Source organism: Pseudoxanthomonas wuyuanensis (genome assembly GCF_900215535.1).
Classification (GTDB): Bacteria; Pseudomonadota; Gammaproteobacteria; order Xanthomonadales; family Xanthomonadaceae; genus Pseudoxanthomonas_A; species Pseudoxanthomonas_A wuyuanensis.
The window spans coordinates 1,026,577-1,041,118 of record NZ_OCND01000001.1 but is presented as its reverse complement, the minus strand read 5'-3'; the positions used below and the strand labels follow the sequence as shown (position 1 = coordinate 1,041,118).

The following is a 14,542-nucleotide window of genomic DNA, read 5'->3' as shown; positions in this document are numbered from 1 at the left end:
CTGCCAGCAGGCGCTATTTGGCATGGCCGGCGCGCAGGCCGGCTTCGACGAAACGGATCAGCTCGCGCGCCGCGCGTTCGCGGTGCGCGGTTTCGGAAACGCCGGCGGGGCGCTTGATCAGGCCGAAATCGGCCATCGCATAGGTCAGCGCGCCGGAAAAGAAGTCCAGCCGCCAGTACAGCTCCTCCTTGCTCAGCCCCGGCACGCAGGCGGCGATGGCCTTGCCGAAATCGCGCAGGACATGGCCGTAGTGGTCGGACAGGAACTGCCGCAGGCTGTCGTTCTTCTCGGCATAGGCGCGGGCGATGACCCGGACGAAGGCGCCGCCGCCATGGCGGTCCTGGGCCAGCGCCAGGGCGGGTTCGACGAAGGCGGCCAGGATCGGCTCCAGTTCGCCGGGATGCTGCTCCAGCGCGGCCTTCAGCTGGCCCAGGCGCTGCGCGGTCATGTCGTCCATGCGCCGGCGGAACACCTCGTTGACCAGGTTTTCCTTGGAGCCGAAGTGGTAGTTGACCGCGGCGATATTGACGTCGGCGCGGCTGGTGACCTGGCGCAGCGAGGTACCGGCGAAGCCGTACTGGGCGAACAGTTCCTCGGCGGCGCCGAGGATGCGATCTTTGGTGGAGAAATGTGCGGCGGCGACCATGCGGGGTACCAGGCTGAATCAAACGCTTGTTTGATCTTGGGCGCCGGACCGGGGAATGTCATGCTGCTATGCAGCAAATATCTGCCATCCGGTGGTCGCGCCCGTCCGCGAATAGGTTAGAATTGCACTTCGCTTGTCAGGCTAAGCCCGCGTTTCAACGCGGGTTTTTTCATGTTAACCTCGGGCCTTTAGTGGCCCGCCCAACGGAGAAATCCCCATGGCGCTGGAGCGCACACTGTCCATCATCAAGCCCGATGCCGTTGCCAAGAACGTCGTCGGCGAAATCTATTCGCGTTTCGAAAAGGCCGGTCTGAAGATCGTCGCCTGCAAGATGAAGCACCTGTCGCGCCGCGAGGCCGAAGGCTTCTATGCGGTCCACCGCGAACGTCCGTTCTTCAACGCGCTGGTCGAGTTCATGATTTCCGGTCCGGTCTCCATCCAGGTGCTGGAAGGCGAGGGCGCCATTCTCAAGAACCGCGAACTGATGGGCGCCACCAATCCGAAGGACGCTGCGCCGGGCACCATCCGCGCCGATTTCGCCGACAGCATCGACGCCAATGCCGTGCATGGTTCCGATGCGGCGGAAACGGCCGCGCAGGAAATCGCGTACTTCTTCGCCAGCACCGAAATCTTTTCGCGCTGAGTCTGTGATCGACGTGAACGAAGTCGCAGCCAAGAAACAGAATCTGCTCGACCTCGATCGCGAGGGCATGGAGCGCTTCTTCGCCGAGACGCTCGGCGAGCAGCGCTACCGTGCCCATCAGGTGATGAAGTGGATCCACCACCGCTACGTCACCGATTTCGACGCCATGACCGACCTCGGCAAGGCCTTGCGCGCAAAGCTGCAAGCGCATGCCGAGGTCGTCGCCTTGAACGTCCATTTCGACAAGCCGTCCCATGACGGCACCCACAAGTGGCTGCTGGGCATGGATGGCGGCGCCAATGCCATCGAAACGGTCTACATCCCGGACAAGAGCCGCGGCACGCTGTGCGTGTCCTCGCAGGTCGGCTGCGCGCTGAACTGCCAGTTCTGTTCCACCGCCACCCAGGGTTTCAACCGCAATCTGTCCACCGCCGAGATCATCGGCCAGGTATGGATCGCCGCGCGCCATCTGGGCAATGTGCCGCACCAACAGCGCAAGCTCACCAACGTGGTGATGATGGGCATGGGCGAGCCGCTGATGAATTTCGACAACGTCGTGCGCGCGATGAACATCATGCGCGACGATCTGGGCTATGGCCTGGCCAGCAAGCGGGTGACGCTGTCCACCGCGGGCGTGGTGCCGATGATCGACCGGCTGTCCACCGAAACCGACGTGTCGTTGGCGGTGTCGCTGCACGCGCCCAACGATGAGCTGCGCACGCAACTGGTGCCGCTCAACAAGAAATATCCGATCGAAGAGCTGATGGCGGCCTGCGCGCGCTACGTGAGCCACAACAAGAAGCGCGATTCGGTGACGTTCGAATACACCATGATGCGCGGCGTCAACGATCGTCCCGAGCACGCGCGCCAGTTGGCCCGCCTGATCCGCCAGTTCGACAACGCCGTGCAGTCGCGCGACGCCGGCAAGGTCAATCTGATTCCGTTCAATCCGTTCCCGGGCACGCGCTACGAGCGTTCCAGCGAAACCGATATCCGCGCGTTCCAGAAGATCCTGCTGGATGCGCAGGTGCTGACGATGGTGCGGCGCACCCGCGGCGACGACATCGATGCCGCGTGCGGCCAGCTGAAAGGGCAGGTGACCGACCGTACCCGCCGCCAGGCCGATTTCCGCCGCAAGCTGCAGGAACAGGGGCTCGACGATGCGGCTGCGTGAGGGAGGCTGGCTGCTGGCGCTTGCGGTGCTGCTGCTGGGCGGCTGCAGCCGCCTGACCTTCATCAAGCCCAAGATGCAGCGCAAGGACGGCGAACAGATCGCGCAGGACTACCAGGTCAGCGACAGTCCGGCGACCAAACGGCGCCTGGCCGACCAGCAACGGATGGCCAGGGCTACCCAGCGCGTGCAGAGCGGAGATTTCGACGCTGCCGAACGCGAAGTCAAGGCGATTCTGAAGAGCTCGCCGGAATCGGCCGATGCCAACACGCTGATGGCGGTGATTGAGGACCGCCGCGGCCGTTCCGAGCAGGCCGGCGCCTACTACCGGCGCGCCGCCGAGCTGGCGCCGGGCAATGGCGGGGTACAGAACAACTACGGCGCATGGCTGTGCGGCAATGGTTTTGCCGCCGAGTCGCTGGTCTGGTTCGACCGTGCGCTGGCCGCTCCCGACTACGCCACCCCGGCCTCGGCACTGGCCAACGCCGGCGGCTGCGCGCTCAAGAGCGGGCAGTACGAACGCGCCGAGCGCGACCTTCGCCAGGCTCTGGCGCTGGAGCCGGGCAATCCGTTCGCGCTGGGCGCGATGGCCGAAAGCGAATTCCATCATCGGCGCTATTTCGAGGCGCGCGCCTTCGTCGAAAGGCGGCTGGCGGCTGCACCGGCCAGTGCCGATATGCTAAAACTTGCGTCACAAATCGAAGAAAGGCTCGGCGACAGGACGGCCGCCAGCCGATATGTTCAGCGGTTACGGGCGGAGTTTCCCGGCACGGTCGAAGCTAATCTAGGGGGAAACGCGGTGCCATGACCGATTCAAACCGGATTCAGACGCAGCAGGTCGGAGGCTGCGGAGCTGTTCTGCGGGAAGCACGTGACAAAGCGGGCCTGAGCCAATCGGAAGCCAGCAGCCGGCTGAAGATGCCGTTGAAGGTGTTGCAGGCGCTGGAGGACGAGCAGTGGGGACTGCTGGGCGCTCCGGTATTCGTGCGCGGCCAGCTGAGAAACTACGCGCGCCTGCTCAAGATCGATATCGAACCGTATCTGCAACAGGCGGAACTGGAAACGGTGCGGCCTGCCGAGCTGGTCAGCCACAGCTATACGCCCAGGTTCCAGCGTTTCTTCGAAAGCGCGGCCCGCCGAGCCGTCTATATCGTGATCACCGCGGCGATTGCCGTACCGGTATGGCTGGCGACCCAGCCGCATCTGAGCAACAAGGGGGAACAGCGCACCGCTTCGCTGGACCTGGAGGGTGCCGAATCGTCGGCTCGGGGCAGCGCGCCTGCCGGGGCGGGCTCCACCCAGGCCACCCCGGGTAGCCGGCCGGCGGCGACGCCTTATGTCGCGTCGATCGCGCCGATTCCGCGCCCGCAGGCGGCGGCCCTGAAGCTTCGTTTCAGCGGCGACAGCTGGGTCCAGATCACCGCCGCCGATGGCAGCACGCTCGAGCAATCGCTGCTCAGGGCAGGCGAGGAACGCAGCTATGCCATCGGCCAGGTTGCGCGGGTCGTGCTGGGCAATGCGGCGGCGGTCGAGGTTCAGCATGCAGGTAGTACGGTGGACACCGCCGCGTACCGGCGCGCGAATGTCGCGCGCTTTGCGGTATCCTCTGACGGTTCCCTCGCGCCGGTCGCCGACTGACCCGCGCGGGTCTGTCCAACCAAACAAGATCCCGCTGCGACGGGACAAGAGTACGCATGGCGATTGACGATCTGCTTGACGAACACGAACAAGGCGAACGCGTCCGCAGCTGGCTCAGGAACAACGCAACCGGTCTTTTCGGTGGCGTGGCCCTGGGCCTTGCTGTCATTTTCGGCTGGCAATGGTGGCAGAAGCAGCAGGCCGCCCAGGACGAAAAGACCCATCTCGATTACCAGGCCGCAATGGAAGCCGCAGCCGGGGACGATCTGAAGAAGGCGCAGGCCGCGGTCACCGCGCTGGCAGGCAGCAAGCGCGACATCTATGCCGACCTGGCGGAACTGCGTCTGGCCAAGGCGCAGGTGGATGCCGGCGAGCGCGATGCGGCCATCGCCACGTTGCGCGGCATCGCTCCCGAGCCTTCCTTGCAACCGCTGGTCGACCGCCGCCTCGCGCGTCTGCTGATCGATGCCGGCAAGGCCGACGAAGCCTTGACGCTGCTGGCCCAGGCCAGCGATTCGGAAAGCCTTGAGGTGCGCGGCGATGCGCTGCTGGCCAGCGGCAAGCGCGATGAAGCGCGCGAGGCCTACGCGCAGGCGCTGACCGGGCTGGATGTCGCAGCTCCGCAGCGCCGCCTGGTGGAACTGAAACTTACCGATGCCGGTGGTACGCCTCCGAAAACCGGGGAACCGACCTGATGAGGCCGCACTTGAAGATGCTCGCGAAAGCTCCGAAACACTTACTTGCGGCGCTTGCGGTGGTCGCGCTGCTGTCCGGGTGCAGCACCGTCAAGGGCTGGTTCGGCGGCAAGAGCAAGGAAGGGGAGAAGCCGACCGAGCCGGCGGAGCTGGTCGATTTCACCGCCTCGGCGAACGTTTCCAAACTGTGGAGCACCGGAGTCGGCAAGGGTGAAGACCTGCTGGGCCTGCGCCAGGTGCCGGCGGTGCTCGATGGCCGGGTCTACGCGGCGGCCGTGGAAGGCGGCGTGCGTGCGCTGGACCTTCAGACCGGCAAGCAACTGTGGAAGTACCAGCCGGAAAAGGTCAAGAAACAGCCTGACTTGCGGCTTTCGGGCGGTCCCGGCGCTGGCGCCGGCCTGGTCGCCATCGGTACGCTGGATGGCCAGGTGATTGCGCTCGATGCCAGCGACGGCAGCGAAAAGTGGCGCGCCAAGGTGCCCAGCGAGGTGATTTCCGCCCCGGCCATCGGCCAGGGGCTGGTGCTGGTGCGTTCCAACGATGGCCGGGTGTCGGCATTCGATGCAGGCAACGGCGAGCGCCGCTGGTTCTGGGTGCATGATCTGCCGAATCTGACCGTGCGCGGCAATGCCTCGCTGACGCTGGGGCCGGGGGTGCTGTTTGTCGGCAACGACGACGGCACGGTGGCGGCGTTGTCGCTCAACGACGGCCGGGTGTTGTGGGAGCAGACCATCGCCGTGCCCGATGGCCGCAGCGAGCTCGAGCGCATGGCCGACGTCGACGGTGCGCCGGTGCTGGAAGGCACCACCCTGTTTGCGACCAGCTACAAGCAGGAAACCGTGGCCATCGAAGGGCCGAGCGGCCGACCGCTGTGGACCCGCGAAAACGGCGGGGTTGGCGGCCTGGACGTGTCCAGCAGCTATGTGGTGGTCTCCGATCTGGGCGGTACGGTCTGGGCGCTGGACAAGTACAGCGGCGCGGCGATGTGGTCGCAGCCGTCGCTGGCGCGACGCTCGCTGACCGCCCCGACCATCCACGGCGACTACGCGGTTGTCGGCGATTTCGATGGTTATGTGCACTGGTTGCGGCTGGATAACGGCGAACAGGCGGCGCGGGCCCGGGTTGGCGGCAAGCCCGTGCGCGGCAAGCCGGTCGTTGCCGACGGCATCCTGCTGGTACAGAACGTCAAGGGCGAATTGACCGCTTTCCGTCTGCAATGAAGCCGTAACGCGGCGGAAATAGGGAAGGAAGCGCCGGGGCGGAAACGCCCCGGTTCGCTATCCGGGTTTCGCATTCCCGAATCCGTGCTACCGTCGCCGGCGGCGCTATCTTCATCCTGTCTTCCCACTCCTATTCCGGTTTTTCCATGCTTCCCCTTGTCGCCCTGGTGGGCCGTCCCAATGTCGGCAAATCGACGCTGTTCAATGCGCTGACCCGCAGCCGCGATGCCCTGGTGCACGACCAGCCGGGGGTGACCCGCGACCGCAATTACGGCGTGTGCCGGCTGGACCCGGAAGCTCCATTCGCGGTGGTCGATACCGGCGGCATCGCCGGCGAGGGCGTGCACCTGGAAACCCAGGGACTGGCCGGCGCCACCGCGCGCCAGGCCCGTTCGGCGGCCGAGGAGTCGGACCTTGTGTTGTTCGTCGTCGACGGCCGCGAGGGCGCTTCGGCGCTGGACGACGAAATCCTGGCCTGGCTGCGCAAGACCGCCCGTCCCACCGTGCTGGTGATCAACAAGATCGACGGCATGGACGAAACCACGGTGCGTTCGGATTTTGCCCGCTACGGCTTCAGCGATGTGCTCGCCGTTTCGGCCGCGCATCGCCAGGGCATCGACGAATTGCTGGAAGAGATCCTGGCGCGGCTGCCGGAAGAGGGTGATGCCGAAGAGCTGGACGACGATCCGTCGCGCATGCGCATCGCGTTCGTCGGCCGCCCCAATGTGGGCAAGTCCACGCTGGTCAACCGGCTGCTGGGCGAAGAGCGGATGATCGCCTCCGAGGTGCCGGGCACCACCCGCGATTCGATCGCCGTGGATCTGGAGCGCGATGGCCGCCAGTACCGCTTGGTCGATACTGCCGGGCTGCGCCGCAAGTCCAAGGTCGACGAAGCCGTGGAGAAGTTCTCCATCGTCAAGACCCTGCAGGCGATCGAACAATGCCAGGTCGCGGTGCTGCTGCTGGATGCCACCGAGGGCGTCACCGACCAGGACGCCAGCGTGCTGGGCGCCATCCTGGATGCCGGCCGCGCCCTGGTGGTGGCGATCAACAAATGGGACGGACTGACCGTCTACCAGCGCGAACAGGCCGAATCGTTGTTGGCGCGCAAGCTGAGTTTCGTCGAGTGGGCCGAGGCGGTGCGGATTTCCGCCAAACATGGCTCGGGCTTGCGCGAGCTGTTCCGCGCCATCCATCGCGCGCATGCATCGGCGACCAGGGAACTGGGCACCAGCGAAGTCAACAAGGCGCTGGAAATCGCCTACGAGACCAATCCGCCGCCGAGCATCCGCGGCCATGTTTCCAAGCTTCGCTTCGTGCATCCCGGCGGCACCAATCCGCCGACCTTCATCGTGCACGGCACCCGCCTGAAGGTGTTGCCCGAGTCCTATAAACGCTACCTGGAGAATTTTTTCCGCAAGCGTTTCAAGCTGGTCGGCACGCCGGTGCGCTTTGTCTTCAAGGAAGGCGTCAATCCGTACGAAGGCAAGAAGAACGTGCTGACCGAGCGCCAGGTGGCCAAGAAGCGCCGGCTGATCCGGCACGTCAAGCGCGGCAAGTAGCCCGCGTGATGCCGTGGGCGCCGCCGCGATGAGCGATTTTCCCGGCCGCGTCGCCTATCCCGAAGCGCTGGCCATCGTCCGGCGCGTCGCCGCTGCGCGTAGGCTGGGCAGCGAACGCGTGGCCACCCGCCGGGCGGACGGCCGCATCCTTGCCGGGCCGGTGCAGGCGCCGATTCCGCTGCCGCCTTTCGACAACAGCCGGATGGACGGGTTTGCGCTGCGCCATGCCGATGTGCTCGGCGAGGGCGGCACGCGGTTGCGGATTGTCGGCGAGCAATTCGCCGGCTACAGCGTCGGGCTGCGTATCGGCCCGGGCGAGTGCGCCCGCATCACCACCGGCGCGCCGCTGCCGGCCGGTGCCGATACCGTCATCATCCGCGAGGATGTCCGCGAGCAGGACGGTTCGATAAGCTTCGATAGCGTGCCCATGCCCGGCGCCGACATCCGTGCGGCCGGCGAGGACGTCGCAGTGGGCGAGCAGGTGCTGGCGGCGGGCCAGTTGTTGACGCCGGCGCGGCTGAGCCTGGCTTCGGCGCTGGGACTGGCCGAGCTGCAGGTCGCGCAGCGGCCGACGGTGGCAGTGTTCACCACTGGCGACGAGCTGATCGAGCCCGGCCTGCCGCTGGGGCCAGGGCAGATCTACAACAGCAATCGCGAACTGCTGATGGGTTTGCTGCGTGCGCAGGGCCTGGAACCTACTGCCTGGCCCAGCCTGCCGGACGACCCGGCGCGCATCGCCCCGCAGTTGCGCGATGCCGCTTCGGCGTTCGATGTGGTAGTCACCTGCGGCGGCGTATCGGCCGGGCAGAAGGACTACCTGCCGGCGCTGTTGGCTGCGCAAGGCCAGATACATTTCTGGAAGGTACGCATGAAGCCGGGCATGCCGGTGCTGTTCGGGGCGTTGGAACGTGCGGCGTTCCTCGGATTGCCGGGCAATCCGGTCTCGGCGCTGGCGACTTTCCAGACGCTGGGATGCGCGCTGCTGGACGGATTGCAGGGCAGGACGGAGCCGCGAGCGCGCCGCTTCGCTGCGCTGGCGGCGCCGTGGCGCAAGAGTCACGAACGTTACGAATTCCTTCGCGGGCGCCTGCAATACGGCCAGGACGGGCGGCTGTCGGTGTTGCCGCATCCGGCCGACGCTTCGCACCGGCTGCGCGCTGCCGCCGACAGCGACGTGCTGCTGGCGTTGCCGGACGGTGCGCGCGACTACGCGGTTGGCGATGTTGTCGAAGTGTTCGGCTACTGAGACATGGTTGCGCGATAATCCGGGCATGGGCATCCGCGAAATCACTCCCGCCGAAGTTTGCGAACGGCTGGCGCGCGGCGCGGTCTTTCTCGACGTGCGCGAAGAGCACGAACGGGTCAGTGGCCAGGCCGAAGGCGCGCGCGGCGTTGCCAGGGCCAGCCTGGAGGCCGACCCTTCCTTCTATGCGCCGGATCGGCACGCCGAAGTGGTGCTGATCTGCCAGCAGGGCGGACGCTCGCTGCAGGCGGCGCAGGCGTTGCAGGCGGCCGGCTACACCAATCTTGCCTCGGTCGCCGGCGGTACGTCGCGCTGGATCGCCGAGCGGCTGCCGGTGGTGCGGCCGCAGATGGATGCCGGGCAACTGGATTTCCATGAGCGCTATTCGCGCCATCTGCTGCTGCCGGAGATCGGCCCGGAAGGGCAGCGCCGGCTGGAGCGCTCGCGGGTGCTGATGATCGGCGCCGGCGGGCTGGGCTCGCCTTCGGCCTACTACCTGGCCGCTGCCGGCATCGGCCATCTGCGCATCGCCGATGACGATGTGGTGGAGCGCAGCAACCTGCAGCGGCAGATCCTGCACACCGAGGCGCGCATCGGCATGCCCAAGGTGGATTCGGCGCAGGCGGCGCTTTCGGCGCTGAATCCGCGCACGCAGGTCGAAGCGGTCGCCGAACGGGTGACGTCCGGCAATATCGACCGCCTGCTCGAAGGCGTGGACGTGGTGCTGGACGGGGCCGACAATTTCCCGGTGCGCTATCTGCTCAACGATGCCTGCATCAGGCATGCCAGGCCGCTGGTGTACGGGGCGGTGCAGCGGTTCGAAGGGCAGGTCAGCGTGTTCGATGCCGGCCGCCAGCGTGGTGTGGCGCCGTGCTACCGCTGCCTGTTCCCGGAACCGCCGCCGCCGGAGTTCGCGCCCAACTGCGCCGAGGCCGGCGTGCTGGGCGTGTTGCCCGGGGTGATCGGCTTGCTGCAGGCCAGCGAGGTCATCAAGCTGTTGCTGGAGATCGGCGAGCCGCTGACCGGCCGGCTGCTGCATTTCGACGCCCTGGCGATGCGTTTCCGTGAGACCCGGTTGCGGCCGGATCCCGGGTGCTCGGTCTGCGCAGCCGGTAAACCGTTCCCGGGTTATATCGACTATCAGCAGTTCTGCGGCGTCCGCTGAGAAGGCGTTCGCGCGCTCGCGACCGTGCGCGCCGCAGGACGAAGCCGTGGCCAGCCGGGCCAACCCGGCTCCATAAAACACGAACAGAATCCTTGTTGGAGCCGCTTGGTCGTAGCTGCCGGTTTTTGCGCTATCGTTGCCGAATCCGTTGCGCGGCAGCGCCTCGGGCTGCGGCACTTGATAAGGAGAACCCATGCGTACCCTTGTCATCATCCTGATCGGGCTGGCGGTCGTGGCGGCGGCGATGTGGCTGGCCAAGCCGGCCAAGCGGCCGCAGGTCGCATGGGTATTTGCCGGTGTATGGCTGCTGGCGTCATTGCTGAACCTGCGTACCGGACTTTTGCACGGCCATACGTTGGGCGAGGAACTGCCGATCCATCTGCTGCTGTTCGGCATACCGGCGTTGGCGGGATGGTGGCTGGCGCGGAAGACGCGCCGGCGTTGAATCTCCGGTACGCCGCATTCGTGCCACCGCTACAGGGACGGTTTGTTGCGCGTTTGTCCGGCGCTTGGGCGCAAGCAGGCAGGTAGAATCGCCAGATGAGCGTGGAAGCCGGAAACAGTGAACTGATCAAGGTCGTTGCCCTGCTGGGCGCAGCGGTGGTGGTGGTGCCGATCTTCCGCCGCCTGGGATTGGGCTCGGTGCTCGGCTATCTTGCCGCCGGGCTGGCGATCGGTCCGTTCGGACTTGCCTGGTTTTCCGACCCGCAGTCCATCCTGCATGTGGCCGAGCTGGGCGTGGTGATGTTTCTGTTCGTGATTGGCCTGGAGATGCGGCCCTCGCACCTGTGGAGCCTGCGCCGGCAGATCTTCGGACTGGGCACGTTGCAGATTACGGTCTGCGCGCTGTTGCTGACCGGGGTGGGCCTGGCATTCGGGTATTCGCTGCCGGTGTCGTTCATCGGTGGCATGGGCTTCGTGCTGACTTCCACCGCCGTGGTCATGCAACTGCTGGGCGAGCGCGGCGATATCGCGCTTCCGCGTGGACAGAAGGTGGTGTCCATCCTGCTGTTCGAGGATCTGCTGATCGTGCCGCTGTTGGCGGTGGTGGCGTTCATGTCGCCCAATGTGGTGGCGCCGGGGAGCGAATCGCGCTGGCTGGGCATCGGCATCGGCGTGGCTTCGCTGGTGGGACTTGTCGTCGCCGGCATCTGGCTGCTGAACCCGTTGTTCCGCATCCTGGCCGCGGCCAAGGCGCGCGAGGTGATGACCGCGGCGGCGCTGCTGGTGGTGCTCGGCGCGGCCTTGCTGATGCAACTGGGCGGCCTGTCGATGGCGATGGGTGCGTTCCTGGCCGGCGTGTTGCTGTCCGAATCGACGTTCCGCCATCAGATCGAAGCCGATATCGAGCCGTTTCGCGGCATCCTGCTGGGCCTGTTCTTCCTCAGCGTGGGCATGGCGCTGGATCTGGCCGTGGTGGCGCGGAGCTGGCCGCTGATCGTCGGTGCGGTGCTGGCGATGATGGTGGTCAAGGCGCTGGGCATCTATGCGGTGGCAAGGCTCACCCGCGCCAGCCATGCCGACGCGCTGGACCGGGCGGTGCTGATGGCGCAGGGCGGCGAGTTCGCGTTCGTGCTGTTTGCCGCGGCGGCATCGGCCAACGTGATCGACGCCACCGTCAACGCCAACATGACCGCCATCGTGGTGCTGTCGATGGCGCTGACGCCGCTGGCCGTGCTGCTGTTGCGCCGGTTGGCGCCGGCGGCGCAGCAATCGATGGATGGCATCGAAGCCGCAGATGGCCAGGTCGGCAGCGTGCTGATCATCGGCTTCGGGCGCTTTGGCCAGGTGATGAGCCAGTCGCTGCTGGCGCGCGACGTCGATGTGACCATCATCGATACCGACATCGAGATGATCCGCAGCGCCGAGGAATTCGGCTTCAAGATCTACTATGGCGACGGTACCCGCCTGGACGTGCTGCATGCCTCCGGCGCCGGCAGCGCGCGCGCCATTGCGGTCTGCATCGACAACAGGGCGGCAGCCAACCAGATTGTCGATCTGGTGGCCCATGAGTTTCCGCACGCCAAGCTGCTGGTACGCTCCTTCGACCGCGAACATTCGCTGGAGCTGATTGCCGCCGGCGTCGATTTCCAGATCCGCGAGACCTTCGAGTCGGCGGTCGATTTTGGCGAAGCGGCGCTGGTCGAGCTGGGCGTACCGGAAGACGAGGCGGCCAGTATCGCCGAGGAGGTGCGCCGGCTGGATGCCGAGCGCTTCGAACTGGAACTGGCGGCCGGTGGCGATACCCGCGCCGGCATCCCGCTGCTGCGCGGCAATACCCCGGTGAAGCCGATGCCAACCCCGTTCGTTCCGCCGCGCCGCGAAAGCCGCGCGTTGAACGAGGAAGCCGCCGAGGCCATCCGCGAAGAAGGGCCGAAGTAGCCGCCGATACTCAGGGCCCGGGGGCCGGCGGCGGGCCGGAGCGCAGAAACCCGACCAGAGCCTCGCGGTAGGCCGGGAACAGGGACAGGTCGTTGTGGCCGGCCTCGGCGATGTTCAGCACCCGCGGCCGTTGCGGCAGGCCGGCGAGCAGGCGGTCGGTATTGGCCGCGGGGATGACTTCATCGCGGCCGGCCCGCAGGACCAGCAACTCGCCCTGGTGCTGCGGCAGGTAACGCAGCGATTCGTAGCGATCGCGCAGCAGCCAGCGCACCGGAAAGATCGGATAGTGCGCCTGGGCGACCGATGCCAGGCTGTCGAACGGCGTGACCAGCACCAGCCGCGCCAGCGGCCGCTGGGAGGCGAGGTAGCTGGCCACGCCGCTGCCCAGACTGCGGCCGATGACCGCAATCGAACCGCCGGGGTGGCGCTGACGTACCGCGTCGTACAGCGCCAGCGCATCGCCGAACAATGCCGTTTCGCTGGGCTGACCGTCGCTGGCGCCATAGCCGCGGTAGGCCAGCAGGTAGACGCTGGCATCGGGAAACCATTCGGCAAAGGTTTCGCGGTAGGCCTCGACGCTTTCGCCATTGCCGCCGAAGTAAAGGATCGCATCGCTCTGGCCGGGGTTGACCGTCCAGCCACGCAGGGTGGCGCCATCGCGGGAGACGCTGAAATCCGTTTGCTCGGACGCCAGTCGGGTGGCATCGGGAAAATAGATCAGGGCGCGCTGCTGCCGGTACAACAGGAAGCAGAGCGCTCCGTAGGCCAGGACGATGAGCAGCGCGGCGGCCAGTAATATTCGGCTCATGACGTTTTCAGCCGTGGCGTGCCTGCGCCGCCTGGAACGCCGCCAGCTGTTTCGCGCTGGCTTCTTTCTGGAACTGCGCCTTCCATTGCGCGAAAGGCATGCCGTAGATGGCTTCGTGGGCCTGGTCCTTGCTCAGCGGCTGGCCGGCGGCCTCGGCCGCCTCGCGGTACCAGTCGGCCAGGCAATTGCGGCAGAAGCCGGCCAGGATCATCAGGTCGATGTTCTGCACATCGCTGCGATCCTGGTTGAGGTGCTTGAGCAGGCGGCGGAAGGCGGCGGCTTCGAGGGCGGTGGTGTCGGTCATGGTGATCTCGCAGAGTATCTGTAGGAGCCGCGCAGGCATGCCGGCGCGGGTCAGTCGCAATGGGGCTTTACCGATAAAGCGTCGCCACTCACGTCGCTCCTACACGGGACAACGGGAATCGGGGACAATACGCGCGACTTTACACCTGAATTCCCCTATGACCGCGCGTATCCTGGACGGCCGCAGCGTTGCCGAAAACCTGCTCGATCAACTGAAGGCGAGGGTGGATGCGCGCCTGGCTGCGGGCCTGGAGCGGCCGGGGCTGGCGGTGGTGCTGGTCGGCGGCGACCCGGCATCGGCAGTCTATGTGCGCAACAAGCGGCGGGCGGCGGAAAAAGTCGGCATCCGCGCGTTCGACTACGATTTGCCCGCCGGCACCGGCGAAGCCGAACTGCTGGCGCTGATCGACCGGCTCAACGCCGATCCGAAAATCCACGGCATCCTGGTGCAGTTGCCGCTGCCGGGCATTCCCGACGCCAGCCGGCTGATCCACCGGATCGACCCGCGCAAGGACGTGGACGGGTTCCACCCGGAAAACGTCGGCCATCTGGCGTTGCGCCAGTTCGGCCTGCGCCCGTGCACGCCGCGCGGCATCACCACGCTGCTGGCCTATACCGACCGCCCGGTGCGCGGGCAGAACGCCACCATCGTGGGGGTCAGCAACCATGTCGGCCGGCCGATGGCGCTGGAACTGCTGATCGCCGGCTGCACGGTGACCAGCTGCCATAAATTCACTCCGCCGGACGTGCTGCGCGACCGGGTTGGCGATGCCGACATCCTGGTGGTGGCGGTCGGCCGGCCCGGGCTTGTCCCGGGGGAATGGATCAAACCCGGTGCGGTGGTCATCGACGTGGGCATCAACCGGCTGGAAGACGGCCGCCTGGTCGGCGATGTCGGCTTCGACGCTGCCGCGCAGCGGGCCAGCTGGATCACGCCGGTTCCCGGCGGGGTCGGGCCGATGACGGTGGCCACCCTGATGCAGAACACGCTGGAAGCGGCCGAGGCTTCCGGTACGCTCTGAGACGTCGACTTGTGTAGGAGCGACGTGAGTCGCGAAAAAGCGGC

Annotated in this window: 15 protein-coding genes; 12 read left to right on the top strand and 3 right to left on the bottom strand. The window is 66.5% G+C overall.

Annotated elements, in window-relative coordinates:
* Nucleotides 1–13: 13 nt before the first annotated feature.
* A complete protein-coding gene (locus tag CRO39_RS04410; RefSeq protein WP_097120611.1) occupies nt 14–646 on the bottom strand; it encodes a TetR/AcrR family transcriptional regulator in 633 nt (210 codons plus the stop codon).
* Between the two features lie 217 nt (nt 647–863).
* Between CRO39_RS04410 and ndk the strand changes: the two genes are divergently transcribed.
* From ndk to CRO39_RS04355, 11 genes are all read left to right on the top strand, one after another.
* Nucleotides 864–1,289, top strand: coding sequence for a nucleoside-diphosphate kinase (ndk, locus tag CRO39_RS04405; protein ID WP_097120610.1), 426 nt, complete (start codon nt 864–866; stop codon nt 1,287–1,289).
* Between the two features lie 4 nt (nt 1,290–1,293).
* On the top strand, nt 1,294–2,463 hold the full coding sequence (gene rlmN / locus CRO39_RS04400; protein WP_484564661.1) for a dual-specificity RNA methyltransferase RlmN: 1,170 nt from the start codon (nt 1,294–1,296) through the stop codon (nt 2,461–2,463).
* Nucleotides 2,450–3,268, top strand: coding sequence for a type IV pilus biogenesis/stability protein PilW (gene pilW, locus CRO39_RS04395; RefSeq protein WP_097120608.1), 819 nt, complete (start codon nt 2,450–2,452; stop codon nt 3,266–3,268). The genes rlmN and pilW overlap by 14 nt, the downstream gene beginning before the upstream one ends.
* Complete coding sequence (locus CRO39_RS04390) at nt 3,265–4,098, top strand: helix-turn-helix domain-containing protein (RefSeq protein WP_097120607.1); 834 nt, start codon at nt 3,265–3,267, stop codon at nt 4,096–4,098. The genes pilW and CRO39_RS04390 overlap by 4 nt, the downstream gene beginning before the upstream one ends.
* 56 nt (nt 4,099–4,154) lie before the next feature.
* On the top strand, nt 4,155–4,793 hold the full coding sequence (locus CRO39_RS04385) for a YfgM family protein (protein ID WP_097120606.1): 639 nt from the start codon (nt 4,155–4,157) through the stop codon (nt 4,791–4,793).
* Between the two features lie 17 nt (nt 4,794–4,810).
* Nucleotides 4,811–6,013, top strand: coding sequence for an outer membrane protein assembly factor BamB (gene bamB / locus CRO39_RS04380; protein ID WP_097120794.1), 1,203 nt, complete (start codon nt 4,811–4,813; stop codon nt 6,011–6,013).
* 146 nt (nt 6,014–6,159) lie between these two features.
* Nucleotides 6,160–7,575, top strand: coding sequence for a ribosome biogenesis GTPase Der (gene der / locus CRO39_RS04375; RefSeq protein WP_097120605.1), 1,416 nt, complete (start codon nt 6,160–6,162; stop codon nt 7,573–7,575).
* A gap of 28 nt (nt 7,576–7,603) precedes the next feature.
* The gene (locus CRO39_RS04370) at nt 7,604–8,821 is read left to right on the top strand and encodes a molybdopterin molybdotransferase MoeA (RefSeq protein ID WP_097120604.1); all 1,218 of its coding nucleotides are present in this window, start codon (nt 7,604–7,606) and stop codon (nt 8,819–8,821) included.
* Nucleotides 8,822–8,846: 25 nt separating this feature from the next.
* A complete protein-coding gene (gene moeB / locus CRO39_RS04365; RefSeq protein ID WP_097120603.1) occupies nt 8,847–9,983 on the top strand; it encodes a molybdopterin-synthase adenylyltransferase MoeB in 1,137 nt (378 codons plus the stop codon).
* A gap of 193 nt (nt 9,984–10,176) precedes the next feature.
* Nucleotides 10,177–10,428, top strand: a complete 252-nt coding sequence (locus tag CRO39_RS04360; protein WP_097120602.1) for a hypothetical protein — start codon at nt 10,177–10,179, stop codon at nt 10,426–10,428.
* 95 nt (nt 10,429–10,523) lie between these two features.
* Nucleotides 10,524–12,365, top strand: a complete 1,842-nt coding sequence (locus CRO39_RS04355; protein ID WP_097120601.1) for a monovalent cation:proton antiporter-2 (CPA2) family protein — start codon at nt 10,524–10,526, stop codon at nt 12,363–12,365.
* A gap of 10 nt (nt 12,366–12,375) precedes the next feature.
* On the opposite strand, the gene CRO39_RS04350 is transcribed toward CRO39_RS04355, so the two are convergent.
* Complete coding sequence (locus tag CRO39_RS04350; protein ID WP_097120600.1) at nt 12,376–13,173, bottom strand: alpha/beta hydrolase; 798 nt, start codon at nt 13,171–13,173, stop codon at nt 12,376–12,378.
* Nucleotides 13,174–13,180: 7 nt separating this feature from the next.
* On the bottom strand, nt 13,181–13,477 hold the full coding sequence (locus CRO39_RS04345; RefSeq protein ID WP_097120793.1) for a DUF1244 domain-containing protein: 297 nt from the start codon (nt 13,475–13,477) through the stop codon (nt 13,181–13,183).
* 157 nt (nt 13,478–13,634) lie between these two features.
* On the opposite strand from CRO39_RS04345, the gene folD reads away from it, so the two are divergent.
* The gene (folD, locus tag CRO39_RS04340; protein WP_097120599.1) at nt 13,635–14,498 is read left to right on the top strand and encodes a bifunctional methylenetetrahydrofolate dehydrogenase/methenyltetrahydrofolate cyclohydrolase FolD; all 864 of its coding nucleotides are present in this window, start codon (nt 13,635–13,637) and stop codon (nt 14,496–14,498) included.
* Nucleotides 14,499–14,542: the final 44 nt, after the last annotated feature.

Excerpts from the sequence above, each read along its gene's own strand:
- CRO39_RS04410 (WP_097120611.1), bottom strand. The coding sequence starts at position 646 with ATGGTCGCCGCCGCACATTTCTCCACCAAAGATCGCATCCTCGGCGCC.
- ndk (WP_097120610.1), top strand. The coding sequence starts at position 864 with ATGGCGCTGGAGCGCACACTGTCCATCATCAAGCCCGATGCCGTTGCC.
- pilW (WP_097120608.1), top strand. The coding sequence starts at position 2,450 with ATGCGGCTGCGTGAGGGAGGCTGGCTGCTGGCGCTTGCGGTGCTGCTG.
- CRO39_RS04390 (WP_097120607.1), top strand. The coding sequence starts at position 3,265 with ATGACCGATTCAAACCGGATTCAGACGCAGCAGGTCGGAGGCTGCGGA.
- CRO39_RS04385 (WP_097120606.1), top strand. The coding sequence starts at position 4,155 with ATGGCGATTGACGATCTGCTTGACGAACACGAACAAGGCGAACGCGTC.
- bamB (WP_097120794.1), top strand. The coding sequence starts at position 4,811 with ATGCTCGCGAAAGCTCCGAAACACTTACTTGCGGCGCTTGCGGTGGTC.
- der (WP_097120605.1), top strand. The coding sequence starts at position 6,160 with ATGCTTCCCCTTGTCGCCCTGGTGGGCCGTCCCAATGTCGGCAAATCG.
- CRO39_RS04370 (WP_097120604.1), top strand. The coding sequence starts at position 7,604 with ATGAGCGATTTTCCCGGCCGCGTCGCCTATCCCGAAGCGCTGGCCATC.
- moeB (WP_097120603.1), top strand. The coding sequence starts at position 8,847 with ATGGGCATCCGCGAAATCACTCCCGCCGAAGTTTGCGAACGGCTGGCG.
- CRO39_RS04360 (WP_097120602.1), top strand. The coding sequence starts at position 10,177 with ATGCGTACCCTTGTCATCATCCTGATCGGGCTGGCGGTCGTGGCGGCG.
- CRO39_RS04355 (WP_097120601.1), top strand. The coding sequence starts at position 10,524 with ATGAGCGTGGAAGCCGGAAACAGTGAACTGATCAAGGTCGTTGCCCTG.
- CRO39_RS04350 (WP_097120600.1), bottom strand. The coding sequence starts at position 13,173 with ATGAGCCGAATATTACTGGCCGCCGCGCTGCTCATCGTCCTGGCCTAC.
- CRO39_RS04345 (WP_097120793.1), bottom strand. The coding sequence starts at position 13,477 with ATGACCGACACCACCGCCCTCGAAGCCGCCGCCTTCCGCCGCCTGCTC.
- folD (WP_097120599.1), top strand. The coding sequence starts at position 13,635 with ATGACCGCGCGTATCCTGGACGGCCGCAGCGTTGCCGAAAACCTGCTC.